This is a genomic window from Sphingobium sp. Ant17 (genome assembly GCF_000588875.1).
Taxonomy (GTDB): Bacteria; Pseudomonadota; Alphaproteobacteria; order Sphingomonadales; family Sphingomonadaceae; genus Sphingobium.
Genome location: NZ_JEMV01000002.1, coordinates 156,269 through 175,756 on the forward strand (window position 1 = coordinate 156,269; position 19,488 = coordinate 175,756).

At 62.2% G+C, this 19,488-nt stretch carries 12 protein-coding genes and 5 pseudogenes; 11 read left to right on the top strand and 6 right to left on the bottom strand.

Features of this window, described 5'->3' with window-relative positions:
- Positions 1–16 precede the first annotated feature (16 nt).
- From BF95_RS01980 to BF95_RS01990, 3 genes and pseudogenes are all read right to left on the bottom strand, one after another.
- Positions 17–1,428: pseudogene (locus BF95_RS01980) on the bottom strand (efflux transporter outer membrane subunit).
- 2 nt (positions 1,429–1,430) lie between these two features.
- Positions 1,431–4,583 (bottom strand): efflux RND transporter permease subunit, encoded by a 3,153-nt coding sequence (locus BF95_RS01985; protein WP_043148963.1) that lies wholly within the window; start codon positions 4,581–4,583, stop codon positions 1,431–1,433.
- Positions 4,584–4,586: 3 nt separating this feature from the next.
- On the bottom strand, positions 4,587–5,759 hold the full coding sequence (locus BF95_RS01990) for an efflux RND transporter periplasmic adaptor subunit (protein WP_043148964.1): 1,173 nt from the start codon (positions 5,757–5,759) through the stop codon (positions 4,587–4,589).
- 117 nt (positions 5,760–5,876) lie between these two features.
- On the opposite strand from BF95_RS01990, the pseudogene BF95_RS01995 reads away from it, so the two are divergent.
- A pseudogene (locus BF95_RS01995) lies at positions 5,877–6,483 on the top strand (TetR/AcrR family transcriptional regulator).
- A gap of 21 nt (positions 6,484–6,504) precedes the next feature.
- Here BF95_RS01995 and BF95_RS02000 read toward each other — a convergent pair.
- From BF95_RS02000 to BF95_RS02010, 3 genes and pseudogenes are all read right to left on the bottom strand, one after another.
- A pseudogene (locus BF95_RS02000) lies at positions 6,505–9,394 on the bottom strand (M16 family metallopeptidase).
- A gap of 121 nt (positions 9,395–9,515) precedes the next feature.
- The gene (locus tag BF95_RS02005) at positions 9,516–10,901 is read right to left on the bottom strand and encodes a DEAD/DEAH box helicase (protein WP_043148966.1); all 1,386 of its coding nucleotides are present in this window, start codon (positions 10,899–10,901) and stop codon (positions 9,516–9,518) included.
- Between the two features lie 305 nt (positions 10,902–11,206).
- Positions 11,207–11,677, bottom strand: a complete 471-nt coding sequence (locus BF95_RS02010) for a pyridoxamine 5'-phosphate oxidase family protein (RefSeq protein ID WP_043148967.1) — start codon at positions 11,675–11,677, stop codon at positions 11,207–11,209.
- Between the two features lie 95 nt (positions 11,678–11,772).
- Here BF95_RS02010 and BF95_RS02015 point away from each other — a divergent pair, with 95 nt between their 5' ends.
- The 10 genes and pseudogenes from BF95_RS02015 to BF95_RS02060 all read left to right on the top strand — a co-directional run bounded on the left by BF95_RS02015 (position 11,773) and on the right by BF95_RS02060 (position 19,453).
- Positions 11,773–12,348 carry a NifU family protein gene (locus tag BF95_RS02015; protein ID WP_043148969.1) on the top strand — a complete coding sequence of 192 codons (576 nt, stop codon included), beginning with the start codon at positions 11,773–11,775 and terminating at the stop codon, positions 12,346–12,348.
- Positions 12,349–12,434: 86 nt separating this feature from the next.
- On the top strand, positions 12,435–13,064 hold the full coding sequence (tsaB, locus tag BF95_RS02020; protein WP_043148970.1) for a tRNA (adenosine(37)-N6)-threonylcarbamoyltransferase complex dimerization subunit type 1 TsaB: 630 nt from the start codon (positions 12,435–12,437) through the stop codon (positions 13,062–13,064).
- A pseudogene (locus tag BF95_RS02025) lies at positions 13,061–13,539 on the top strand (GNAT family N-acetyltransferase). Before tsaB ends, BF95_RS02025 begins: the two are co-directional and overlap by 4 nt.
- A 113-nt stretch (positions 13,540–13,652) precedes the next feature.
- A complete protein-coding gene (locus tag BF95_RS02030; protein ID WP_043148971.1) occupies positions 13,653–14,081 on the top strand; it encodes a MucR family transcriptional regulator in 429 nt (142 codons plus the stop codon).
- Positions 14,082–14,218: 137 nt separating this feature from the next.
- Complete coding sequence (locus tag BF95_RS02035; protein ID WP_037474568.1) at positions 14,219–14,641, top strand: Fur family transcriptional regulator; 423 nt, start codon at positions 14,219–14,221, stop codon at positions 14,639–14,641.
- Positions 14,642–14,645: 4 nt separating this feature from the next.
- A complete protein-coding gene (locus tag BF95_RS02040; protein WP_043149078.1) occupies positions 14,646–15,404 on the top strand; it encodes a lysophospholipid acyltransferase family protein in 759 nt (252 codons plus the stop codon).
- Positions 15,405–15,413: 9 nt separating this feature from the next.
- Positions 15,414–16,762 (top strand): annotated as a pseudogene (miaB, locus tag BF95_RS02045) (tRNA (N6-isopentenyl adenosine(37)-C2)-methylthiotransferase MiaB).
- 100 nt (positions 16,763–16,862) lie between these two features.
- The gene (locus BF95_RS02050; protein ID WP_043149081.1) at positions 16,863–17,867 is read left to right on the top strand and encodes a PhoH family protein; all 1,005 of its coding nucleotides are present in this window, start codon (positions 16,863–16,865) and stop codon (positions 17,865–17,867) included.
- 117 nt (positions 17,868–17,984) lie between these two features.
- Positions 17,985–18,500 (top strand): rRNA maturation RNase YbeY, encoded by a 516-nt coding sequence (gene ybeY, locus BF95_RS02055; RefSeq protein WP_043148973.1) that lies wholly within the window; start codon positions 17,985–17,987, stop codon positions 18,498–18,500.
- 8 nt (positions 18,501–18,508) lie between these two features.
- A complete protein-coding gene (locus BF95_RS02060; protein WP_043148974.1) occupies positions 18,509–19,453 on the top strand; it encodes a hemolysin family protein in 945 nt (314 codons plus the stop codon).
- The last annotated feature ends 35 nt before the right edge of the window (positions 19,454–19,488 follow it).

Here is a 19,488-nt window from a genome sequence, read left to right on the forward strand (position 1 = left end):
ACCCGTCGCCGCGTTCCTATTTCAGCCCACCGCCCATGGCACGATAGAGTTCCACCATGTTGGAGGCGCGGGTCAAGCGCGTCGCCAGCAGGCTTTGTTCGGCATTGGATAGTGCCCGCTGCGAATCGAGCGTCGTCAGGAAGCCATCGACCCCCGCCCGGAAACGGGCTTCCGAGAGCGTATAGGCAACCCGTGCCGCGTCGCGTTGCGACATTTGGGCCTCAAGCTGTTGCCCCATAGTGCCGCGCCGGGCGAGCGCGTCGGCGACTTCGCGAAAGCCCGTCTGCACGCTCTTTTCATAGGTCGCCAGCATCGCGTCATAGGTCGCCTTGGCATAGGCAGATTGCCCTTGTTCTTCCCGAAGTCGAAAATCGGCAGAGAGGCGGTCGGCGCTACCGACCAGAAGCTGCTACCCGACCCGAACAGATTGGACAGGCCAAGGCTGATCGAGCCAAAGGCCGCCGTCAGTGAAATATTGGGAAAAAAGGCCGCGCGCGCCGCACCGATATTGGCATTGGCGCTGAGCAATTGATGCTCCGCCGACGCAATGTCCGGGCGACGCAGCAACACGTCCGAGGCGATGTTGCCCGGCAGGTTATCGATCGTCGGATCTGCTGCCGGAAAGCTTTCGGGCAGATCGGTGGCGGGTACGGTCGTCCCGGCTAGCAGGTTCAGCGCATTTTGGTCCTGCGCGACCAAGGTGGTCGTTTCGGCAATGGTCGAACGGGCCGCGTCATAGCTGGTCTGCGCCTGACGCACTTCCAGTTCGGACGCGATGCCCTTGGCAAAGCGCGCGCGGTTGAGTTCCAGCGTCTCGCCGAACGCCTGTTCCAGATCGCGCGCGATGCGCAGCCGTTCCTGATCCGCCGCCATGGTAAGCCAGGCATTGGCCGTTTCCGCAATCAACGCGGTCTGGGCTGCATTGCGTGTTTCGACGCTGGCGAAATATTGCTCCTGCGCCGCTGTGCTGAGATTACGCACCCGGCCGAACAGATCGACTTCCCAGGCGGAGACGCCGACCTGCGCCTGATACAGATCGGTCCGTCCCGATCCTGCGAGCGAAAAGGGCGAATCCTGATAGGTGGCGGTGCCGCCCGCTGAAACGCCGGGCAACAGGTCGGCCCGCTGCACCCGATATTGCGCCCGCGCCTGTTCGACATTGGCGAGCGCAACGCGCAGGTCGCGATTGTTCGCCAGCGCGGTTTCGATCACGCGCGCCAGGCGGGCATCGGTGAAGAAATCGCGCCAGGCCGTATCGGCCGGAACGATCGCCGCGCCGCTGCCCAAGCCATTGCCCGCACCATAGGCCGGCCCTTGAGGCGAGGCCGCCGGGACCGCCAGTTGCGGCCGCACATATTTGGGTGCCATGTCGCACGCGGCGAGCGCCAGCGAGAGGGTGATGACGCTCAGCGCCTTTACATTATGCATGTTCATGCCTCCTGCGGCGCGGCGGGCGTTGCCCGGTCGTCGGCCGCTTCATGAGTCTTATGTTCGCGGAACAGCCGCTTCACGACGGTGAAGAAGACGGGCACGAAGAAGATCGCCAGCACCGTCGCCGACAACATGCCCCCGACCACGGCCCAACCGATCGCATTCTGACCGCCTGCACCCGCACCGTTGGACAGCGCCAGTGGCAACACGCCAAAGATGAAGGCGAAACTGGTCATCAGGATCGGCCGCAGACGCAGCTTGCCCGCTTCCAGCGCCGCCGCGGCGGGTGAGAGCCCTTCGCGCATCTTCTCTTCGGCGAACTCGACGATCAGGATCGCGTTCTTGGCCGACACGCCGATGGTGGTGATCAGACCAACCTGCAGATAGATGTCGTTGTTGAGCCCCGCCAGCGTGGCGGCGATCACCGCACCCAGCACGCCGAGCGGCACCACCAGCATGACGGCAATCGGCACCGACCAGCTTTCATAGAGCGCCGCGAGGCACAGGAACACGATCAGCAGCGACAGGGCATAGACATAGCCCGCCTGCCCGCCAGACGTCCTTTCCTCATAGGAAATGCCGTTCCAGCTATAGCCGATGCCCGGCGGCAATTTGGCGATATGTTCCTCCATCGCCTGCATCGCCGTGCCGCTGGCGACGCCGGGCGCAGGGGCACCCATGATGTTCATCGACGGCACGCCGTTGAACCGTTCCAGACGGGCCGGACCCTGGGTCCATTCCGACGTCACGAACGACGACAAGGGGGCCATGACGCCGCCGCTGCCCCGCACATGCAGCGCACCGATGGCGTCAGGCGATGCGCGATAGGGCGCATCGGCCTGTACGAAGACGCGCTTCACCCGGTCCCGATCAATGAAGTCGTTGACGTAGCTGCTGCCCATATTGGTGCTGATCGTGTCGTTGACGTCCGCCTGGGCGATGCCCAAGGCACCGGCTGCGGCCTGATCGACATTGAGTTTGAGTTGCGGCGTGTCCTCAAGGCCGTTGGGACGGACCTGCGCCAGCCGTTTGTCGGCCATCGCCATGCCCAATAGCTGGTTGCGCGCTTCGAGCAGCTTTTCGTGGCCGACATTGGCGTTGTCGAGGAGTTGAAGGTCAAAGCCGGACGCATTGCCCAATTCCTGGACGGCGGGCGGCACGAAGGCGATGACCATGCCCGACGAAATCCGGCTGAACGCCATATTGGCGCGCTGGGCGACCGCCATGACGCTGTTGTCCGAACCTTTACGTTCCGACCAGTCCTTCATCCGCGCAAAGACGATGCCGACATTTTGCCCCTGACCGACGAAACCGAAGCCGGAAATGGTGAAGACGGCGGCGACATTATTCTTCTCCGTCTGGAGAAAATGGTCACGCACGCGCGCCAATGTGCGTTCGGTCTCTTCCAGCGACGAGCCGGCAGGCAGCGACACCTGGGCGATCAACGACCCCTGATCTTCTTCCGGCAGGAAGCCGCTGGGCAAGCGCAGGAAGACGAATGCCATGCCCAAAACGATGAGGCCATAGACGATGAGACTGCGGCCCCAGCGGCGTTCGATCTTTTCGACATTCTTGCCATAACCCCTTACGCCCTTGTCGAAGGTGCGGTTGAACCAGCCGAAAAAGCCTTTTTTGTCCGCATGGTCATGTTTGGCGGGCTTGAGGATCGTGGCGCACAAAGCGGGCGTCAGGATCAGGGCCACGAGCACCGACAGGATCATCGAAGACACGATGGTGATCGAAAATTGGCGGAAGATGACGCCGGTCGATCCAGCGAAGAAGGCCATCGGCAGGAACACCGCCGACAAAACGAGACCGATGCCGATCAGCGCGCCGCTGATTTCATCCATCGATTTCCTGGCGGCCTCTTTCGGACTGAGCCCCTCATCCTGGATAAGCCGCTCGACATTCTCAACGACCACGATGGCGTCATCGACCAGCAGACCGATGGCCAGCACCATGCCGAACAGCGTCAGCGTGTTGATGGTAAAGCCCGCCGCGCTCAGGATCGCCAGCGACCCCAGCAGCACCACTGGCACCGCGATCGTCGGAATCAGCGTCGCGCGCCAATTTTGGAGGAAGAGGAACATCACCACGAAGACGAGAAGGACTGCCTCGATCAGCGTGTGGATGACCTGTTCGACCGACAGGGCCACGAAGGTCGAGTTGTCGACCGGAAAATCATATTTAACCCAGGTCGGAAAGTTCTTCGACTGGGCCTTGATCTGCGCCTTGACGCCCTCGACCGTATCCAGCGCGTTGGCGCCGGGAGCCAGCTTGATACCGAAGCCTGCGGCCGGATGACCATTGAACTTCGCGCCGAAGCTGTAATTTTCCGACCCCAGTTCGACACGCGCGACATCCGACAAGCGCACGACCGCGCCGTCGCTGTTGCTGCGCAGGCGGATGGCGCGGAATTGTTCGGGCGTGCGCAAGCGCGACTGGGCGGTGATGGTGGCGTTGAGCGCCTGGCCGGCAGGAGCCGGCGTGCCGCCGATCTGGCCTGCGGAAACCTGCGCATTTTGCGCCTGGATCGCGGATTTCACGTCGCCGGTCGTAACGCCCAGATTGGCCATCTTATAGGGATCGAGCCACACACGCATGGCATATTGCGCACCCAGCAACTGGGTGTCGCCGACACCATCGACACGGCTGATGGGATCCTGCAGGGTCGAGGCGACGAAATCACCGGCATCCTGCTGGTCATGAATGCCGTCATCGGCATAAACCGCCATGACGAGCAGGAAGCTCGACGTCGATTTGGTGACGCGCAAGCCCTGTTGCTGCACTTCCTGCGGCAACAGGGGGGTTGCTTGCGACAATTTGTTCTGGACCTGAACCTGCGCGATGTCGGCGTCCGTCCCCTGTTCGAAGGTGAGGGTGATGGACAGGTTGCCAGCGCCGTCACTGGTAGAGGCGAAATAGCGTAGATTATCGATGCCCTTGAGCTGTTGCTCGATGATCTGCGTGGTGGTGCTTTCCAGCGTTTGCGCGTTGGCGCCGGGATAGCTGGTGGCGATGCTGACCGAGGGCGGCGCAATTTCCGGGAATTGCGCGACGGGCAGCGAGCGGAGCGCCAACAGGCCCGCCAGCATCAGGACGATGGCGATGACCCATGCGAAGATGGGTCGGTCGATAAAATAGCGAGCCATGGCTTAGTTTGCCCCGCCCTGCTTTTGTGCCTGTGGCGCACCCTGCGCCGCCGTCACCTGCTGCGGCGCACCGGGGCGCACGACGGTGCCGGGGCGCAGATTGACCAGTCCCTCGACAATCAGCTTGTCGCCCTGCTTCAGGCCTTTGGTGACGATCCACTTGTCGTCCACTGCGCGCGACACCTGCACCTCGCGCATCTCGGCCTTATTATCCTTGCCGATGACCATAGCGGTGGCGCGGCCGCGCGCGTCACGCGTGATACCCTGTTGCGGTGCCAATATCGCCTGGCTCTGGCGGCCTTCCACCAGCTTGGCGCGCACATACATGCCGGGCAGCAACATGCCATCCGGATTGGGGAAGGTCGCGCGCAGCGTCACGGCACCGGATGTCGGATCGACCGACACTTCGGAAAATTGCAGACGCCCCTCGATCGGGTAGGTGCTGCCATTGGGCAGCAGCAACTGGATGCGGGCACCATCCGCTTCGCTGACGCCGCCGCTCTTCATCGCCTGCTTGAGATCGATGATCTCGGCAGCCGATTGCGTCATGTCGACATAGACCGAATCGCTGCGCTGGATCATGGCCAGCGGATCCGCCTGACCGGCCTGGACCAATGCGCCCGGTGTGAACAGCGATCGACCGATGCGGCCCGAAATCGGGGCTTTGATACGGGTGAAGGCCTGGTTGACCTGCGCCGCCTGCACTGCGCCACGCTGCGCTGCAACATCGGCGCGCGCCTGCTGCGCCGCCGCGTCGGCATCGTCATATTCCTGGCGGCTGACGGCATTTATGCCGACCAGATCCTTGTAGCGTTGCGCCTGCAGCGCGGTCGATCGGATCGCGGCATTGGCGCGCGCGAGCGAACCCTGCGCCTGCGCCAGCGCAGCGCGATAGGGAGCATCCTCAATCTCGTAGAGCAATTGTCCCGCGCGAACCATGCCGCCTTCGGTAAACAGACGCCGACGAATGACGCCGCTGATCTGCGGCCGGACTTCGGCGGTTTCCAGGGCAACGACTCGGCCCGGCAGTTCATTGATGAGAGGGACCGACCCTGTCGTCAGCGTGACGACGCCGACGGCCGGCGGCGGCGGCGCGGGCGGTGGACTTTCCCCGCACGCGCTGAGCGCCAATGCCGACGCACACGCCAGCAGCCCGATGAATGTCCCCTTATGCATCACCTGAATTCCGTTCGCTGTGAATAGCAATTAGGAATGAACGTTCATTCCGCTTGCCCCGCAATTAGGATCGTGCCACAAGATATTCAAGAGGCAAAATCATAAGGGGCGCAGAAATTGGTTGCGGTGCAGCATGACAAGCGTGGAACAGTCGGGGAGAAGTCAGGCAAGGCCCGTATTCTGGCGGCGGCCCGCGAACTGTTCGACAGCCATGGCTTCCACCAGACATCGATGGCGGAACTCGCCACTGCTGCGCAGGTCTCGGTTGGCCAGATTTATCGACTTTTCAAAGGTAAGGAAGATATTATCGAGGCGTTGGTGCATGCCGACGCGACGATGGTGCGAGGATATGGCTGCGTTGCGTCAGCGGCTGCAGGCTGGCGAATTGACGGTTGAACAGACGTTTGAACAATTATTGTTGCATACGATTGACGAAAAGAATGAGGCCCTGTCCTTCGACATATTGGCCGAGAGTTTCCGTAACGAGGCCGTTGGCGACACGATCGCGAATATGTGCATGCGGTTTCGCACCTATATCCGCGATTTCGCCTGTGCCGCCAATCCCGACCTATCGGGCGAAGCGTTGGAAGGCGCAGAGGAGGTGGTCCTGGCCTGCATGTTCGGGCTGGGCCATCGCAGCCTGTCGCGCCCAAAGCTGAGCGCGGCGGCGACCGGCACCTTGTCCGCGCGGATGATCATCGCCGCGTTGCGCGCCATCGGCTGATCGGCGGCTTGGGCCGCGCGATTATTTCGCGGCCACACCGTCGGCCAAGACGATCGCCGACCAGCTTTTGCCCGGCACGAGATATTTGCTTGCCAGCGCCTGTAACTGAGGCGCGGTGACGGTCAGCATATCCTGCCCCATCGTGTGCATCGCCTGAACATAGCGGGGATCGTGCGTCGCGCCCTCCATCTGGTTCATCCAGAAGCGTTGCCGGTGCTCGCCCGTGCCAATAATTGCCGCATCGGCGCGACCGCCCGCTGCAATTCATCGTCACTGACAGGATTTTTCACCAGGTCGGCCGCCGTGCTTTTTACGACGTCGTAGAAATAGGCGATGCGATCCGGCCGGACCTGGCTGGTGACCAGTATATAGCCGCCATTCTCATAGGAGAAAGGCAGCTATTCTGGACACTTGGCGAATAGGCCGCGCCTTCGGCCGAGCGCAGCCGGTCAAACAGGCGATCGTTGAAGATCTGGGTGAGGATTTCCAGCTGGCGCGCTTCCTTTTGCAGGGCAAAGCCCCCTGCCGTCGGCCAGGCCATCACTGCGGCAGCCTGTTCCTTGTCGCCTTTGTGGCGCAGAACCACCGGCGTTTTGACAGGTGCGGGGAAGTTCATCGCGCGGTTGGCGGCGGGCGCGGGCTCGTCGGACCGGGGCGGCAAGGCGCCAAAGGTCGCGGCGACCGCCTGGATCGCATCCTCTGCCTTCACATGACCGAATATCTGAACCTCGATCGGCCCCGATGCCAGCACAGGCTCCCACACCGCGCGGAAATCCTGCGGCGTCAGCGCCGCAATCTCTTCGCGCGACGGCGTGCGGAAACGCACATCCTTATCATGCAACAACCAGTTAAGGTCGCGCCCCAACACGGCGTCGGGCGATTGCGACATGGCGTCATAGGCAAGCATCGCGCCCGTCTTCACCCGCTCGATCGGCGCAGGATCCCAGCCCGGCATGGCGAGCTTGGTCGCGAACAGGCGCAACTGGTCCCGATAATCCGCCGGCCGGGTCACGGCCTGTAATTCGAAGGCATCATCGTCGATGGCGAACTCCATGCCCATGCGGCGGCCATTGGTCAGTTCGTCCAATTCGCGCTGGCCCAGCTTGCCGATACCGCTGGCGACGAGCGCATAGCCCCCTGCCCAGCTCGCCACTGGCTTGGTCGGCGAAAAACTCTGCTGCCCATGGCCGAAGCGGACATTGATCCGCACCTTTTCCGTCTCGGCATCATTGGCGAACAGGGTCAGTTTAACGCCGTTCGAGAAGGTTATGCTTTCCATGCCGGGCAAGCCGACGGCGCTGCGCGATACGACCGTGGCCGGTGCGCCCAAGGTGGGCAGGTCATCCATCGTCACCGGCTTTTCCGCCAGCCGGACGTTGGTGGCCGCCTTGACCGGGGCGGCAACGGCGGCCGCGAGGCGGGCATCGGTTCCCGCCTCCACCTTGCCGGTCACCAGCAGGGCACGAAAGACGTCGGCGGAAAAGAGCCGCCGGGTGGAATCCAATATCTTCTGCGGGGTCATGGCGGGCTTGCCGGCGCGGAATATCTCCACGGCGGCCTGCGGGCTGACGGTAGTTTCCCGAATATCGACGGCGCTCACCAGATCGCTCGCCTGACTGGCACTGGCTTGCGTATCGGCATTTTCGACCTGGATCGACAGGGCGGTGTCCATTTGCGCATATTCGCGGTCGATTTCCAGCTGGCTGGGCGGGCTTGCCTTGGCATCTTCCACGATGGCGCGCACATCGGTCAGCGCCTTTTCCCAATCATCATTGGCGGGAATGATCGACATGAAGGTGCCGTCTGCCGAACGGCTGACATCCTGCTGCTCGACACTGGCCTGCAGGAAACTCCCCCCTGCCCGCGCCGCCTGTTCCAACCGGCGGCTGATGATCTGCAGCGCCAGCATGTCGGTCAGCTTGTCCTGATTATAGACGATCGTGTCGGCGCGCGGCTTCCAGGGACGCAACCAGGCGGCGGTGAGGCCGACCGGCGCGCCGGGTTCGACCAAGACACGCGTCGCGGGGCTTTTGGGATCGGGCTTGCCGAAATCGGGCATGGGTGCCCCTTTGCCCGCCACGGTCCAGGCCGCGAAATTGTCGCGGATGAGTTGCTCGGCCTGCGCGGGGTCGATATCGCCCGCGATCGCGATCACTGTATTTTCAGGGCGATACCAGCGCTGGTGAAAGGCAGTCATCGCCTTGGCGGTCGCGGCGTTCAACGTGGCGACGGTGCCGATTGGCGAATGATCGGCCAAAGGCTGCTTGGCGAAGAAATGCTGGCGGCTGGCATCGGATATCCGCATTTGGGCACCCTCGCTTTCCCGCCGCTCGGCCAATACCACGGCGCGCTCAGCGGCGATGGCGCTATCGACGATGTTGGGATCAGCCATCATGCCCGAAAGAATTTTCAAACTTTCGCCAAGGCTTGCCTGCGTGGCTTGGGGCAAGTCGAGTGCGTAAGTCGTGCCGGTCGGCGACGTTATAGCGTTGCTGTCGCTGCCGAAGGTCACACCCAAACGTTGCCAAATCCGTTTGGATTCGCCGTCCGGCACGTGGCGCGACCCGCGCATCGTAAGATGCTCCATATAATGGGCATATCCCATTTCATCGGACCGCTCCATGAGCGACCCTGCGTCGATCCGCAGCCGCACAGACACCTGACCCGGCGGCACACCATTGCGACGGATCGCATAGCGCAAACCATTGGACAGCGTACCGAAATGCCACGCGGCATCGATCGGCACATCGCTATTTTGGTAAAGCCAGGGGCGGGTTTCGGCCTGCGATGCGCCCGACCTGGCAAGCGCCGTTGGCGTTTCGGTTTGGGCCGAAAGCGGCGCGGTCGAAACCGACAGCAGCAGGGCGAGGACGGAGAGCGAAGCAGCCGAACGGCGGGGGGAAAAATGCATAGGCGTCGGAGCCTAGCGACAGTTTCCTGAATGGCCACTGACAATCATCGTCACGACGGGAGACTGTTTCTCCCATCGGGTAGAGCGTGCCGGGAACCTGTCCCGGCACGCGCCATCCTGATTATACGCGCGGTGCGCCGGTGCGCTGAACGGCGCTCTTGTGCGCGCCGACCGGGCCGCCGCTGCGACGACGACGGAAGGGGCGCTTCTCACCACCCTCCGCTTCAGGGCGATGGGCGCGATCCGGGGTGCCGCGCGATTGCTTCTGGCCGTCCTGATATTTGCGCTGACCATCGGCGCGACGCGCCTGTTGCTGCGGCGACTGGCTCGGACCCTTTTTGGGAGCCGCGGGCTTTGGCATGTTGCGCACCGCTTCCATGAAATTCTCAGGCAGCGCTTCGATTTCCAGCTTTACGCGGGTCGTCTTTTCGATCGACTTGAGGAAAGGCCGCTCGTCATCCGCCACGAAGCTGATCGCGATGCCCTCAGCCCCGGCGCGCGCGGTGCGGCCGATGCGGTGGACATATTGTTCGGCCACATTAGGAATTTCAAAGTTGATGACGTGGGACACGCCCGACACGTCGATACCGCGCGCAGCGATATCGGTCGCAACCAACAGCTTGACCTTGCCCTGACGGAACGCCTGCAACGCGGTGGTGCGCTGACCCTGGCTCTTGTTGCCATGGATCGCGAAAGCGTCGATCCCGGCACCTTCCAGGAAGCGCACGACGCGGTCGGCCCCATGTTTGGTGCGGGTGAAGATCAGCGCGCGGTCGATATCTTCGCTCTTGAGCATCAGATGGAGCAGCGCCTGCTTTTCCGCCTGGTTCACGAAGATCGCGCGTTGGCGCACACGCTCTGCGGTGGTCGATTGCGGCGCGACGCTGACCTTGATCGGATCATTGAGGAACTGGGCGGCGAGCGCCTCGATTTCCTTGGGCATGGTGGCCGAGAAGAAGAGATTCTGCCGTTCGCGCGGCAACATCTTGGCGACGCGCTTCAAGGGATGAATGAAGCCCATGTCCATCATCTGGTCGGCTTCGTCGAGGACGAAGATTTCCGTGTCCTTGATGGTGAAGGCGCGCTGGTCGATCAGATCGAGCAGGCGGCCGGGCGTTGCGACGACGATGTCGACGCCACCGGCCAGCACGCGGATCTGCTTGTTGATCGGCACGCCGCCGAATACGGTCTCGACGCTCAGCTTGAGGAAGCGGCCATAGTCGCGGAAGCTCTGCGCGATCTGCGCGGCCAGTTCGCGGGTCGGCGCCAACACCAGCATACGACAGCCCTTGAGCGGCGTGACCTTAGGGTTGCGGGCGAAATAGTCGAGGCTGGGCAGCGCGAACGCCGCCGTCTTGCCCGTGCCGGTCTGCGCGATGCCGCACAGATCCTTGCCTTCCAGCAGCGCCGGAATGGCTTTCTGCTGGATCGGCGTCGGGGTGACGTAGTTTTTGGAGGCGAGCGCCTTCATGATCGGCTCAGCCAGACCAAGTTCGTTGAATTGCATGTATAAACTCACAAGTGGGCCATGCGCCAACCTGATCTGCGGACGCAGCAAGGGCGCTAAGGCGGGTTACGAAACGACCCGCGTGAAAAGGGAAGCCTCAAGCTTAACGCAGACTCTCATTGGCCGGTCCGTGAGCCCTTTGTGGCTGCTTCAGCCACCATAGGTTTGCGGACGATCACGCTGCCAATCGCTGTGGAGCCAAAATGGCCCCTCTGCTGCGCTGCAACGCATATGGCGAAGTCGCAGGCAAAAAGCAAGCGGCCGCGACATCATGCCGCGACCGCCTGTTTACTCGTGGAATATGATCAGAGCTTTATTTCGACATGCTTGGTCTTCAGCTCATCGCGCACGTCGCCGCCGAACATCATCTTGAATACGCCCGTCAGCGACATGTCCGCGCGCCAGATTTCGGCGGTGCCAAGATCGAAGCGCAGCATCAACAGGTTCGGATCATTGCGCCCACCCGGATACCAGGCTTCGACCTGCTTGGACCAATGCCGATCGATCACCACCGGGTCGGTTTCTTCGGTCAACGTCCCGTCTATGCAGGCGAACAGGTCATGATCCTTTGCCGAATATTGCGCCATGGCGGCACCACCGGGGGCCAATCGATTATCCTTGCTGGTATAGAACCAGAAGCAATGATTGGCGTCGGGGTCGAGTTGGGCGGTCATCGGCAGGCTATGTTCATGGCTGTTCTGCAGCCCGATCATCAGGAATGGACTGCTGGCCAGATCGCTCCAGAAACGGTCGCGAATTTCGGAATGGGTGCTCATTGAGGCTCTCCTGTTGCGTCCTTCAATCAATCAATGGCCGCCTGCGAAGTTCCCCACCGCTTGATCTTGCCGCTGCTTGTCGCCACATAGCGTTCATGCTGATCGAGACCGAACTGACGCCCAACCCGGCGACCATCAAATTCCTCCCCGGCCGCACCGTGATGGGGGCAGGTACGCGCGATTTCGCGACGCCGGAAGAAGCCGAGGCGTCGCCTCTCGCCGATGCCCTGTTCGGGCTGGGTGATGTGACCGGCGTGTTCTTCGGCAGCGATTTTATTTCGGTTACGATCGCACCGGGATCGGAATGGGCCTATGTGAAGCCGGACATTCTGGCGACTTTGCTGGAGCATTTTTCCGCCAACATGCCGCTCTTCAAGGCGGGCTCTGCTGCCGAGATTAGCGTACCGGGCGATGAGGGCAGCTTTGGCGACGACCCGGAAGATGCCGAGATCGTCGAGCAGATCCGCGAATTGATCGATACGCGCGTGCGTCCCGCCGTTGCCAATGATGGCGGCGACATCATCTATCGCGGCTTCGACAAGGGCACGGTCTATCTCAAGATGCAGGGGGCTTGCGCGGGTTGCCCGTCGTCCACCGCGACGCTCAAGAACGGCATCGAACAGTTGCTCAAACATTATGTTCCCGAAGTCACGGAAGTGCGCGCCGTCTGATCCGCGCCTGTCATTTGGCAAATCGCGCCTGATCGACTAACCGCTAGGCGAATCCGCTCTTTTGCGGAGCCTAAAGGGAGTATGGTTTGCGCCTGCTGGTGATCGACACTGCGACACAGGCTTTGTCTGTGGCGTTGTTGGAAAACGGCGCGCCGATCGGCCGCCATCATGAGATCGTCGGCCGCGGCCACGCCGAAGCCTTGCTGCCCGCCATTGCCGCGCTGCCCGACGGTGGTCGCGCCGACGCCATTGCGGTGGATGTCGGGCCAGGCAGCTTTACCGGGGTTCGCATCGGGATAGCAGCAGCCCGCGCGCTTGCGCTGGCGTGGCAGCTGCCGCTTTCCGGCTACAGCGCGCCCTCCATGATCGCCGCCAGCGCCGCGCGCCAGCATAGGGGCGATGATCCGATCATCGTGACCATCACCGGAGGCCACGGCGAACTATTCTGGCAAGCGTTCACCAGCGACGGCATGGCGGCGACTGGGCCGATCCAGTCCACGCCGATCCCCATCCTGGCAAACCAGATCACCGCGCCCGTCATCTATGGCACGGGTGCCGAAGCGTTGGTCACGGCACGGGGCGCGGGCGCGGCCCAAACCATTTATCCCGATGCGGCCGACTATCCACTGATTGCGGCTCTGCCCCCCTTGCCCTCGACACCGCTCTATGGCCGAGGGGCCGATGCCAAGACAATGGCGGAGCGTGCAACATCATGATGCCCAATCTATTCTTCGACACCTATGACGAAGGGGAGCGCAACGCCATCGCCGACGCCATGACGGTGATGGAAGCCGCGTTCGACCCGGTATTTGGTGAAGCCTGGACCGCAGCGCAACTTTCCGGCGTCATGATGATGCCGGGCACCTGGCTGACAGTCGTGCGGATCGACGCCGCCCCATTGGGCTTTGCCTGGTGCGATCAGTATTGGATGAATGCGAACTGTTACTGCTCGCGGTTGATCCGCTGTGGCGCGGACGTGGTGTCGGCGAAGCACTGTTGCGCGACAGTCTGATCCGGGCACGCCGTAGGGGCATCACGTCGATGAACCTGGAAGTGCGGTCCTCCAATAACGCCATAAAACTATACGAAAAAAGCGGGTTTGAATATGTGCATCGTCGTCCCGGTTACTATCGCGGTAACGATGGACAACTTCATGATGCTCTAAGCTTTCGTATTGATATGCGGATATAACCCTCTAGCCCCTTGCGAAATCAGCCCATGAGGTCTAGCGGAGACATACCGCTGCAGAAAATCAATTTCCGCGGACGGGTCGCATTATAAAAGCCTTCGTAGGAAATAGATAAATGGAAACCGAATCGGCACAGAGCGAACTGCTCATCACTTTGACTTCCGACATCGTCGCGGCGCATGTCTCCAACAATAGCGTTGCAGTATCGGACGTCGCCACTTTGATTCAGAATGTTCATGGTGCTTTGTTGGCGCTGAACGAACCGGTCGTCGCGCCTGAAGTCAAGCCGGAGCCCGCTGTGTCGGTCCGCTCTTCGATCAAGCCCGACTTCATAATTTGCCTGGAAGATGGCAAGAAGCTCAAGATGCTCAAGCGCCATCTGGTGACGCATTATCAGATGACCCCGGACGATTATCGCGCCAAATGGGGCCTGCCGGCCGACTATCCCATGGTTGCCCCCAACTATGCCGAACAGCGCCGCAACCTGGCGAAGAAGATTGGCCTGGGCACCAAGCGCCGCCGGACTGCCCGCGTCGCAAAATAACCACGCGCCCGCATGGATATGGGAAAGCAGGGGTGCATCGCTGATGCGCCCCTTTCCTGTATCTGGCCTTTCCTGTCCCTGGAAAAGCCGCTAGGCATAAGCCCAATTCCCTGGACTTTCCATTTGAGCGAGCCTTCATGAACCGCAAGATCGACGTCGAAGCCCTGTGCCATGAAAAAGGCCTTCGCATCACCGAACAACGGCGCGTGATCGCGCAGGTGTTGAGCGACGCCATGGATCACCCCGATGTCGAGGAATTGCACAAGCGGTCGGCCATGATCGATCCCGGCATCTCGATCGCCACGGTGTACCGCACCGTCCGCCTGTTCGAGGAAGCGGGGATTTTGGAGCGGCATGATTTCGGTGATGGTCGCGCCCGCTACGAGGCGGCACCGGAATCGCATCACGATCATCTGATCGACGTTGAAACCGGCAATGTCATCGAATTCGTCGATCCAGAGCTGGAACAGCTGCAAAAGCAGATCGCCGAGAAACTGGGTTTCCGGCTGGTCGATCATCGCATGGAATTATACGGCGTCGCGCTCGAACGGAAGAACTGACGCGCTGGCCCCTGTGCGACGCACGGTCCGCATAGCAGCGCTGGTCGCCAGCCTGCTTGCCTGCCTGCTCCCCCATCTGCTCTGGAAACTGGCCAGGCGGCAATCGCCCTGGCCGCGCCGCTTCCTGGCGTTAGCGACGCGCGCGATTGGTGTGCGCGTGGAGATTGCCGGGCAGCCGCATGATGGTGACATGTTCCTGCTCGCCAATCATGTCAGCTGGATCGACATATTGGTGCTCGGCGGCGCAACCGGCGCAGCCTTCGTCGCGCATGACGGGATCGCGCGCTGGCCGGTGGTCGGCTGGTTGGCAGCGCAGAATAATACGCTGTTCGTGGCACGCGAACGGCGCGGCGCGCTATCCCACCAACTCGATGCTTTGCGCGCCGCCTTGCAGGGGCATCAGCCGGTCGCGCTCTTCCCCGAAGGCACCACCAGCGACGGCAGCGGCCTGCTGCCGTTCAAACCCTCGCTGCTCGCCGTCCTTCTTCCCCCTCCTCGCGCCGTGCTGATCCAGCCGGTGCATATCGACTATGGCGCGGCGACCGGCGAGATCGCCTGGCATGGCGATGAACCGGCAGGCACCAACGCTTGGCGTGTGCTCGGCCGCAAGGGGCCACTGGTGGTCACGCTGCGTTTTCTGCCGCCGTTCGACCCGGCGACCTGCGCTGATCGCAAGGTCATTGCAGCCACCGCGCGCGAAAGGATCGCCGCGAGCATTGCCCTGCACCAGCGCCCTTTCGCTTATGCCCCGCCCTCTATATAGCTGGTGGCCATGAATCGTACCGATGCCCCCAAAGCGCCTGCCACCTTCCACGTCAAATCCTTCGGTTGCCAGATGAACGTCTATGATGGCGAGCGGATGGCAGAGATGCTTGGCGCGCGCGGCATGACGGCGGCGGCGGACGGGGTGGATGCCGATCTGGTTATTCTCAACACCTGCCACATCCGCGAAAAGGCGGTGGACAAGGTCTATTCCGACATTGGCCGCATGACCCGCGAGGATGGCACCCGTCCGATGATCGCGGTCGCGGGCTGTGTCGCGCAGGCCGAAGGCAGCGAGATCAGCCGCCGCGCCAAAACCGTGGATATCGTCGTCGGCCCGCAAGCCTATCACCGCCTGCCGACCTGATCGAGAAGGCCGGGCGCGGCGAAGAGGCGGTCGATACCGACATGCCGGCCGCCTCCAAATTCGGCGCACTGCCCGCCCGTGGAAAACAGGCGCGCCCCACCGCCTTCCTGACGATCATGGAAGGGTGTGACAAATTCTGCACTTATTGCGTGGTCCCCTATACGCGTGGCGCAGAGATCAGCCGTTCGTGGACCGCCATCCTCGACGAAGCCAGGGCGCTGGTCGATGGCGGGGTGAAGGAAATCACACTGCTGGGCCAGAACGTTAACGCCTGGTCGGGTGAGGATAGCAGGGGCGTGATGCAGGGGATGGACGGGCTGGTCCGTGCGCTTGCCGACATTCCCGAGCTTCAGCGCATCCGCTATACCACCAGCCATCCCAACGACATGGGCGATGGCCTTATCGCCGCACATGGCGATTGCGCCAAGCTGATGCCCTTCCTTCACTTGCCGGTTCAGTCGGGCAATGACCGCATCCTGAAAGCCATGAACCGCAGCCATGATGTGGGCAGCTATCTGCGCCTTATCGACCGGGTGCGCGCCGTGCGGCCCGACATCGCCCTGTCGGGCGACTTCATCGTCGGCTTCCCCGGCGAAACCGACGCGGAGTTCGAAGATACGCTCCGCATCGTCGATGCGGTCGGCTATGCGCAATGCTATTCGTTCAAATATAGCCCCCGTCCTGGCACCCCTGCCGCCGACATGGACGGGCAGGTGCCCGCCGCCGTCATGGACGAACGCCTCGCCCGGCTGCAGGCCGCAATCAACCGGCATCAGGTGGCGTTTAACAGTACGACCGTCGGTCGCCGCACCGACATCTTGCTGGAACGCAAAGGCCGTTATCCAGGTCAATTGATCGGCAAGACGCCCTGGCTCCAGTCCGTCCACGTCACCGCGCCCGACCATGCGATCGGTGACCTGATCGAAGTCGATATCATCAGCGCCGGTCCCAATAGTCTGGCCGGCGAGTATAGCAGGAGGAAAGCCGCTTGAACCAAGGCCTCGTCATTCCCGCATGTGTGGGACGCCATCTCCCCGATCTACCGCTATGGCGGATCTTCACGAGATGCATGACGAGCAAGGGAGGCTGACCATGGGCAAGAAACCGAACCCCAACCATCGCACCGACGTCGCCGAACGCGCCCGGCTCGAAGTCACTTTCGACAAGCCGCACCTGCTCGGCACGTTATTTGGCCAATATGACCAGAATCTGGTCGCGATCGAAAATCGGCTGGGCGTCTATATCGCCGCGCGCGGCAACAAGTTGCAGATCGAGGGTGAGGCGCAGGCCGCCGCCCGGGCGCGCGACGTGATGACCGGCCTCTACAACCGCATCGTGGCGGGTCAGCAGATCGACACCGGCGCGGTCGAGGCGGTGATCGCCATGTCGTCCGAACCGACGCTGGACGGCATCATCCGCCATGACGTCGCCGAACCGCCCACGGTGATGATCCGCACCCGCAAGAAGACGATCGTGCCGCGCTCTGCGACGCAGGTCACCTATATGGAGGCGCTGAACCGCAACGACATCATCTTTGCATTGGGGCCAGCAGGCACCGGCAAGACCTATCTGGCGGTGGCGCAAGCGGTCAGCCAGTTGATCACCGGCACGGTGGACAAGCTGATCCTGTCGCGTCCTGCGGTCGAGGCTGGCGAGCGGCTCGGCTTCCTGCCCGGCGACATGAAGGAGAAGGTCGATCCCTATCTCCGCCCAATCTACGATGCGCTTTATGATACGCTTCCCGCCGAGCAGGTCGAACGGCGCATCGCCAGCGGCGAGATCGAGATCGCGCCGCTCGCCTTCATGCGCGGGCGGACGCTCGCCAACGCCTTCATCGTGCTGGACGAAGCGCAGAACACCACCATCGCGCAGATGAAGATGTTCCTCACCCGCTTTGGCGAAGGCAGTCGCATGGTCATCTGCGGCGACCCCAAGCAGGTCGATCTGCCGCAACCCGGCGCATCGGGCCTCGCCGACGCGGTCGCGCGGCTAGATGGAGTCGAGGGGATCGCCATGGTGCCCTTCGGCATCGGCGATGTCGTCCGCCATCCCGTCGTCGGGCGCATCGTTCAGGCCTATGAGGGGCCGGATGCTTAACGCCGCGGACGTCCCAATCCCCGTTCGGTTCGAGCAGCTTCGAGCTTGTCGAGAAGCGTCCGTCGAGAACAGTTCTCGACAAGCTCGAACCGAACGGAATGATGAGATTCATAAATCATGATTGAAGTCGCTCTCCTCCATGAAGATGGCTGGCCCGGACCGGACTGGGAACAGCTCGCCCAAAGCGCCGTCGCCGCCGCCATCGCGCATAGCCCCTATGCTGCCTTCGCGACCGATCAGGCGCTGTATGAAATCGCGGTCAAGCTGACGAGCGATGCAGAAGTGCATGAATTGAACCGCGCCTATCGCGACAAGGACAAGCCGACCAACGTCCTGTCCTTTCCGATGGTGCAGGCCGACCTGTTGCAGGGCACCGCCAATACCGACGATGGCGAAGTCCTGCTCGGCGATATCGTGCTGGCCGAGGGGGTTTGTGCCGCCGAAGCGGCCGACAAGGGCATCGCCATCGCCGATCATGCCGTGCATTTGATCATACACGGGACTTTCCATTTGCTTGGATATGATCATATGGACGACAATGAGGCGCAGGCCATGGAAGCGCTGGAAGTCGCTGCCTTGGCCAGTCTTGGGCTAGCCGATCCCTATGCGGATCGCATAACGACAGGGGATTAGGACTAACTATGGCTGAGGGCAGCCCGAAGGACGGCAACGGTTCCAAGGAATCGGACAGTAGTAACGACGGCGGTTTATGGAGCGGCATCAAGTCGCTCCTGTTCGGCGACAGCGAATCCACCAGCCTGCGGCAGGAGCTGGAAGAAGCGCTCGACGAATATGACGAGGATAGCGAGGAAGTCGGCGCAGCGCCGCCGACCAAGGGCGACCTGTCGGCGATCGAGCGGCAGATGGTCCGCAACCTCCTTCATTTTTCCGAACATACGGTCGACGACGTCGCCGTGCCCCGCGCCGACATCATCGCGATCGAGGAGAAGGCGAGCTTTGCCGATCTCGCCGCGCTGTTCGCCGAAGCGGGCCATAGTCGCATCCCGGTCTATCGCGACACGCTCGATACGATCGTCGGCATGGTCCATATCCGCGACGCCTTCGCCATCCTGGCGGGCAAGGAACCCGTGCCAGACACGCTCGAACCGCTGATCCGCCAGCCGCTCTATGTGCCCGAAAGCATGGGCGCGCTCGACCTGCTCGCCGAAATGCGCGCCAAGCGCACCCATCTGGCCATCGTGCTGGACGAATATTCGGGCACAGAGGGGCTGTTGACCTTCGAAGATCTGGTCGAGGAAATCGTCGGCGAGGTCGAAGACGAGCATGACGACGCCCCCGAAGCCATGCTCGTGCAACTGGAAGACGGCCTGTGGGAGGCCGATGCCCGCGCCGAACTGGAAGACGTCGCCGAAGAGATTGACGAGAAATTGGGCGATATCGACGAAGATGTCGATACGCTGGGCGGCCTTGCCTTCGTCATCGCCGGGCGCGTGCCTGAACCGGGCGAAATCCTGGCGCATGTGCAAAGTGGTTGGAAGCTCGAAATCCTGGCCAGCGATGGACGGCGCGTCACCCGGCTAAGGTTGCATCCGCCAGTCAAACATGCCGCCGCCGAGGACGGTTAAGGCCGCCCCAGCAAAATTTGGTTACGGACTGGAAA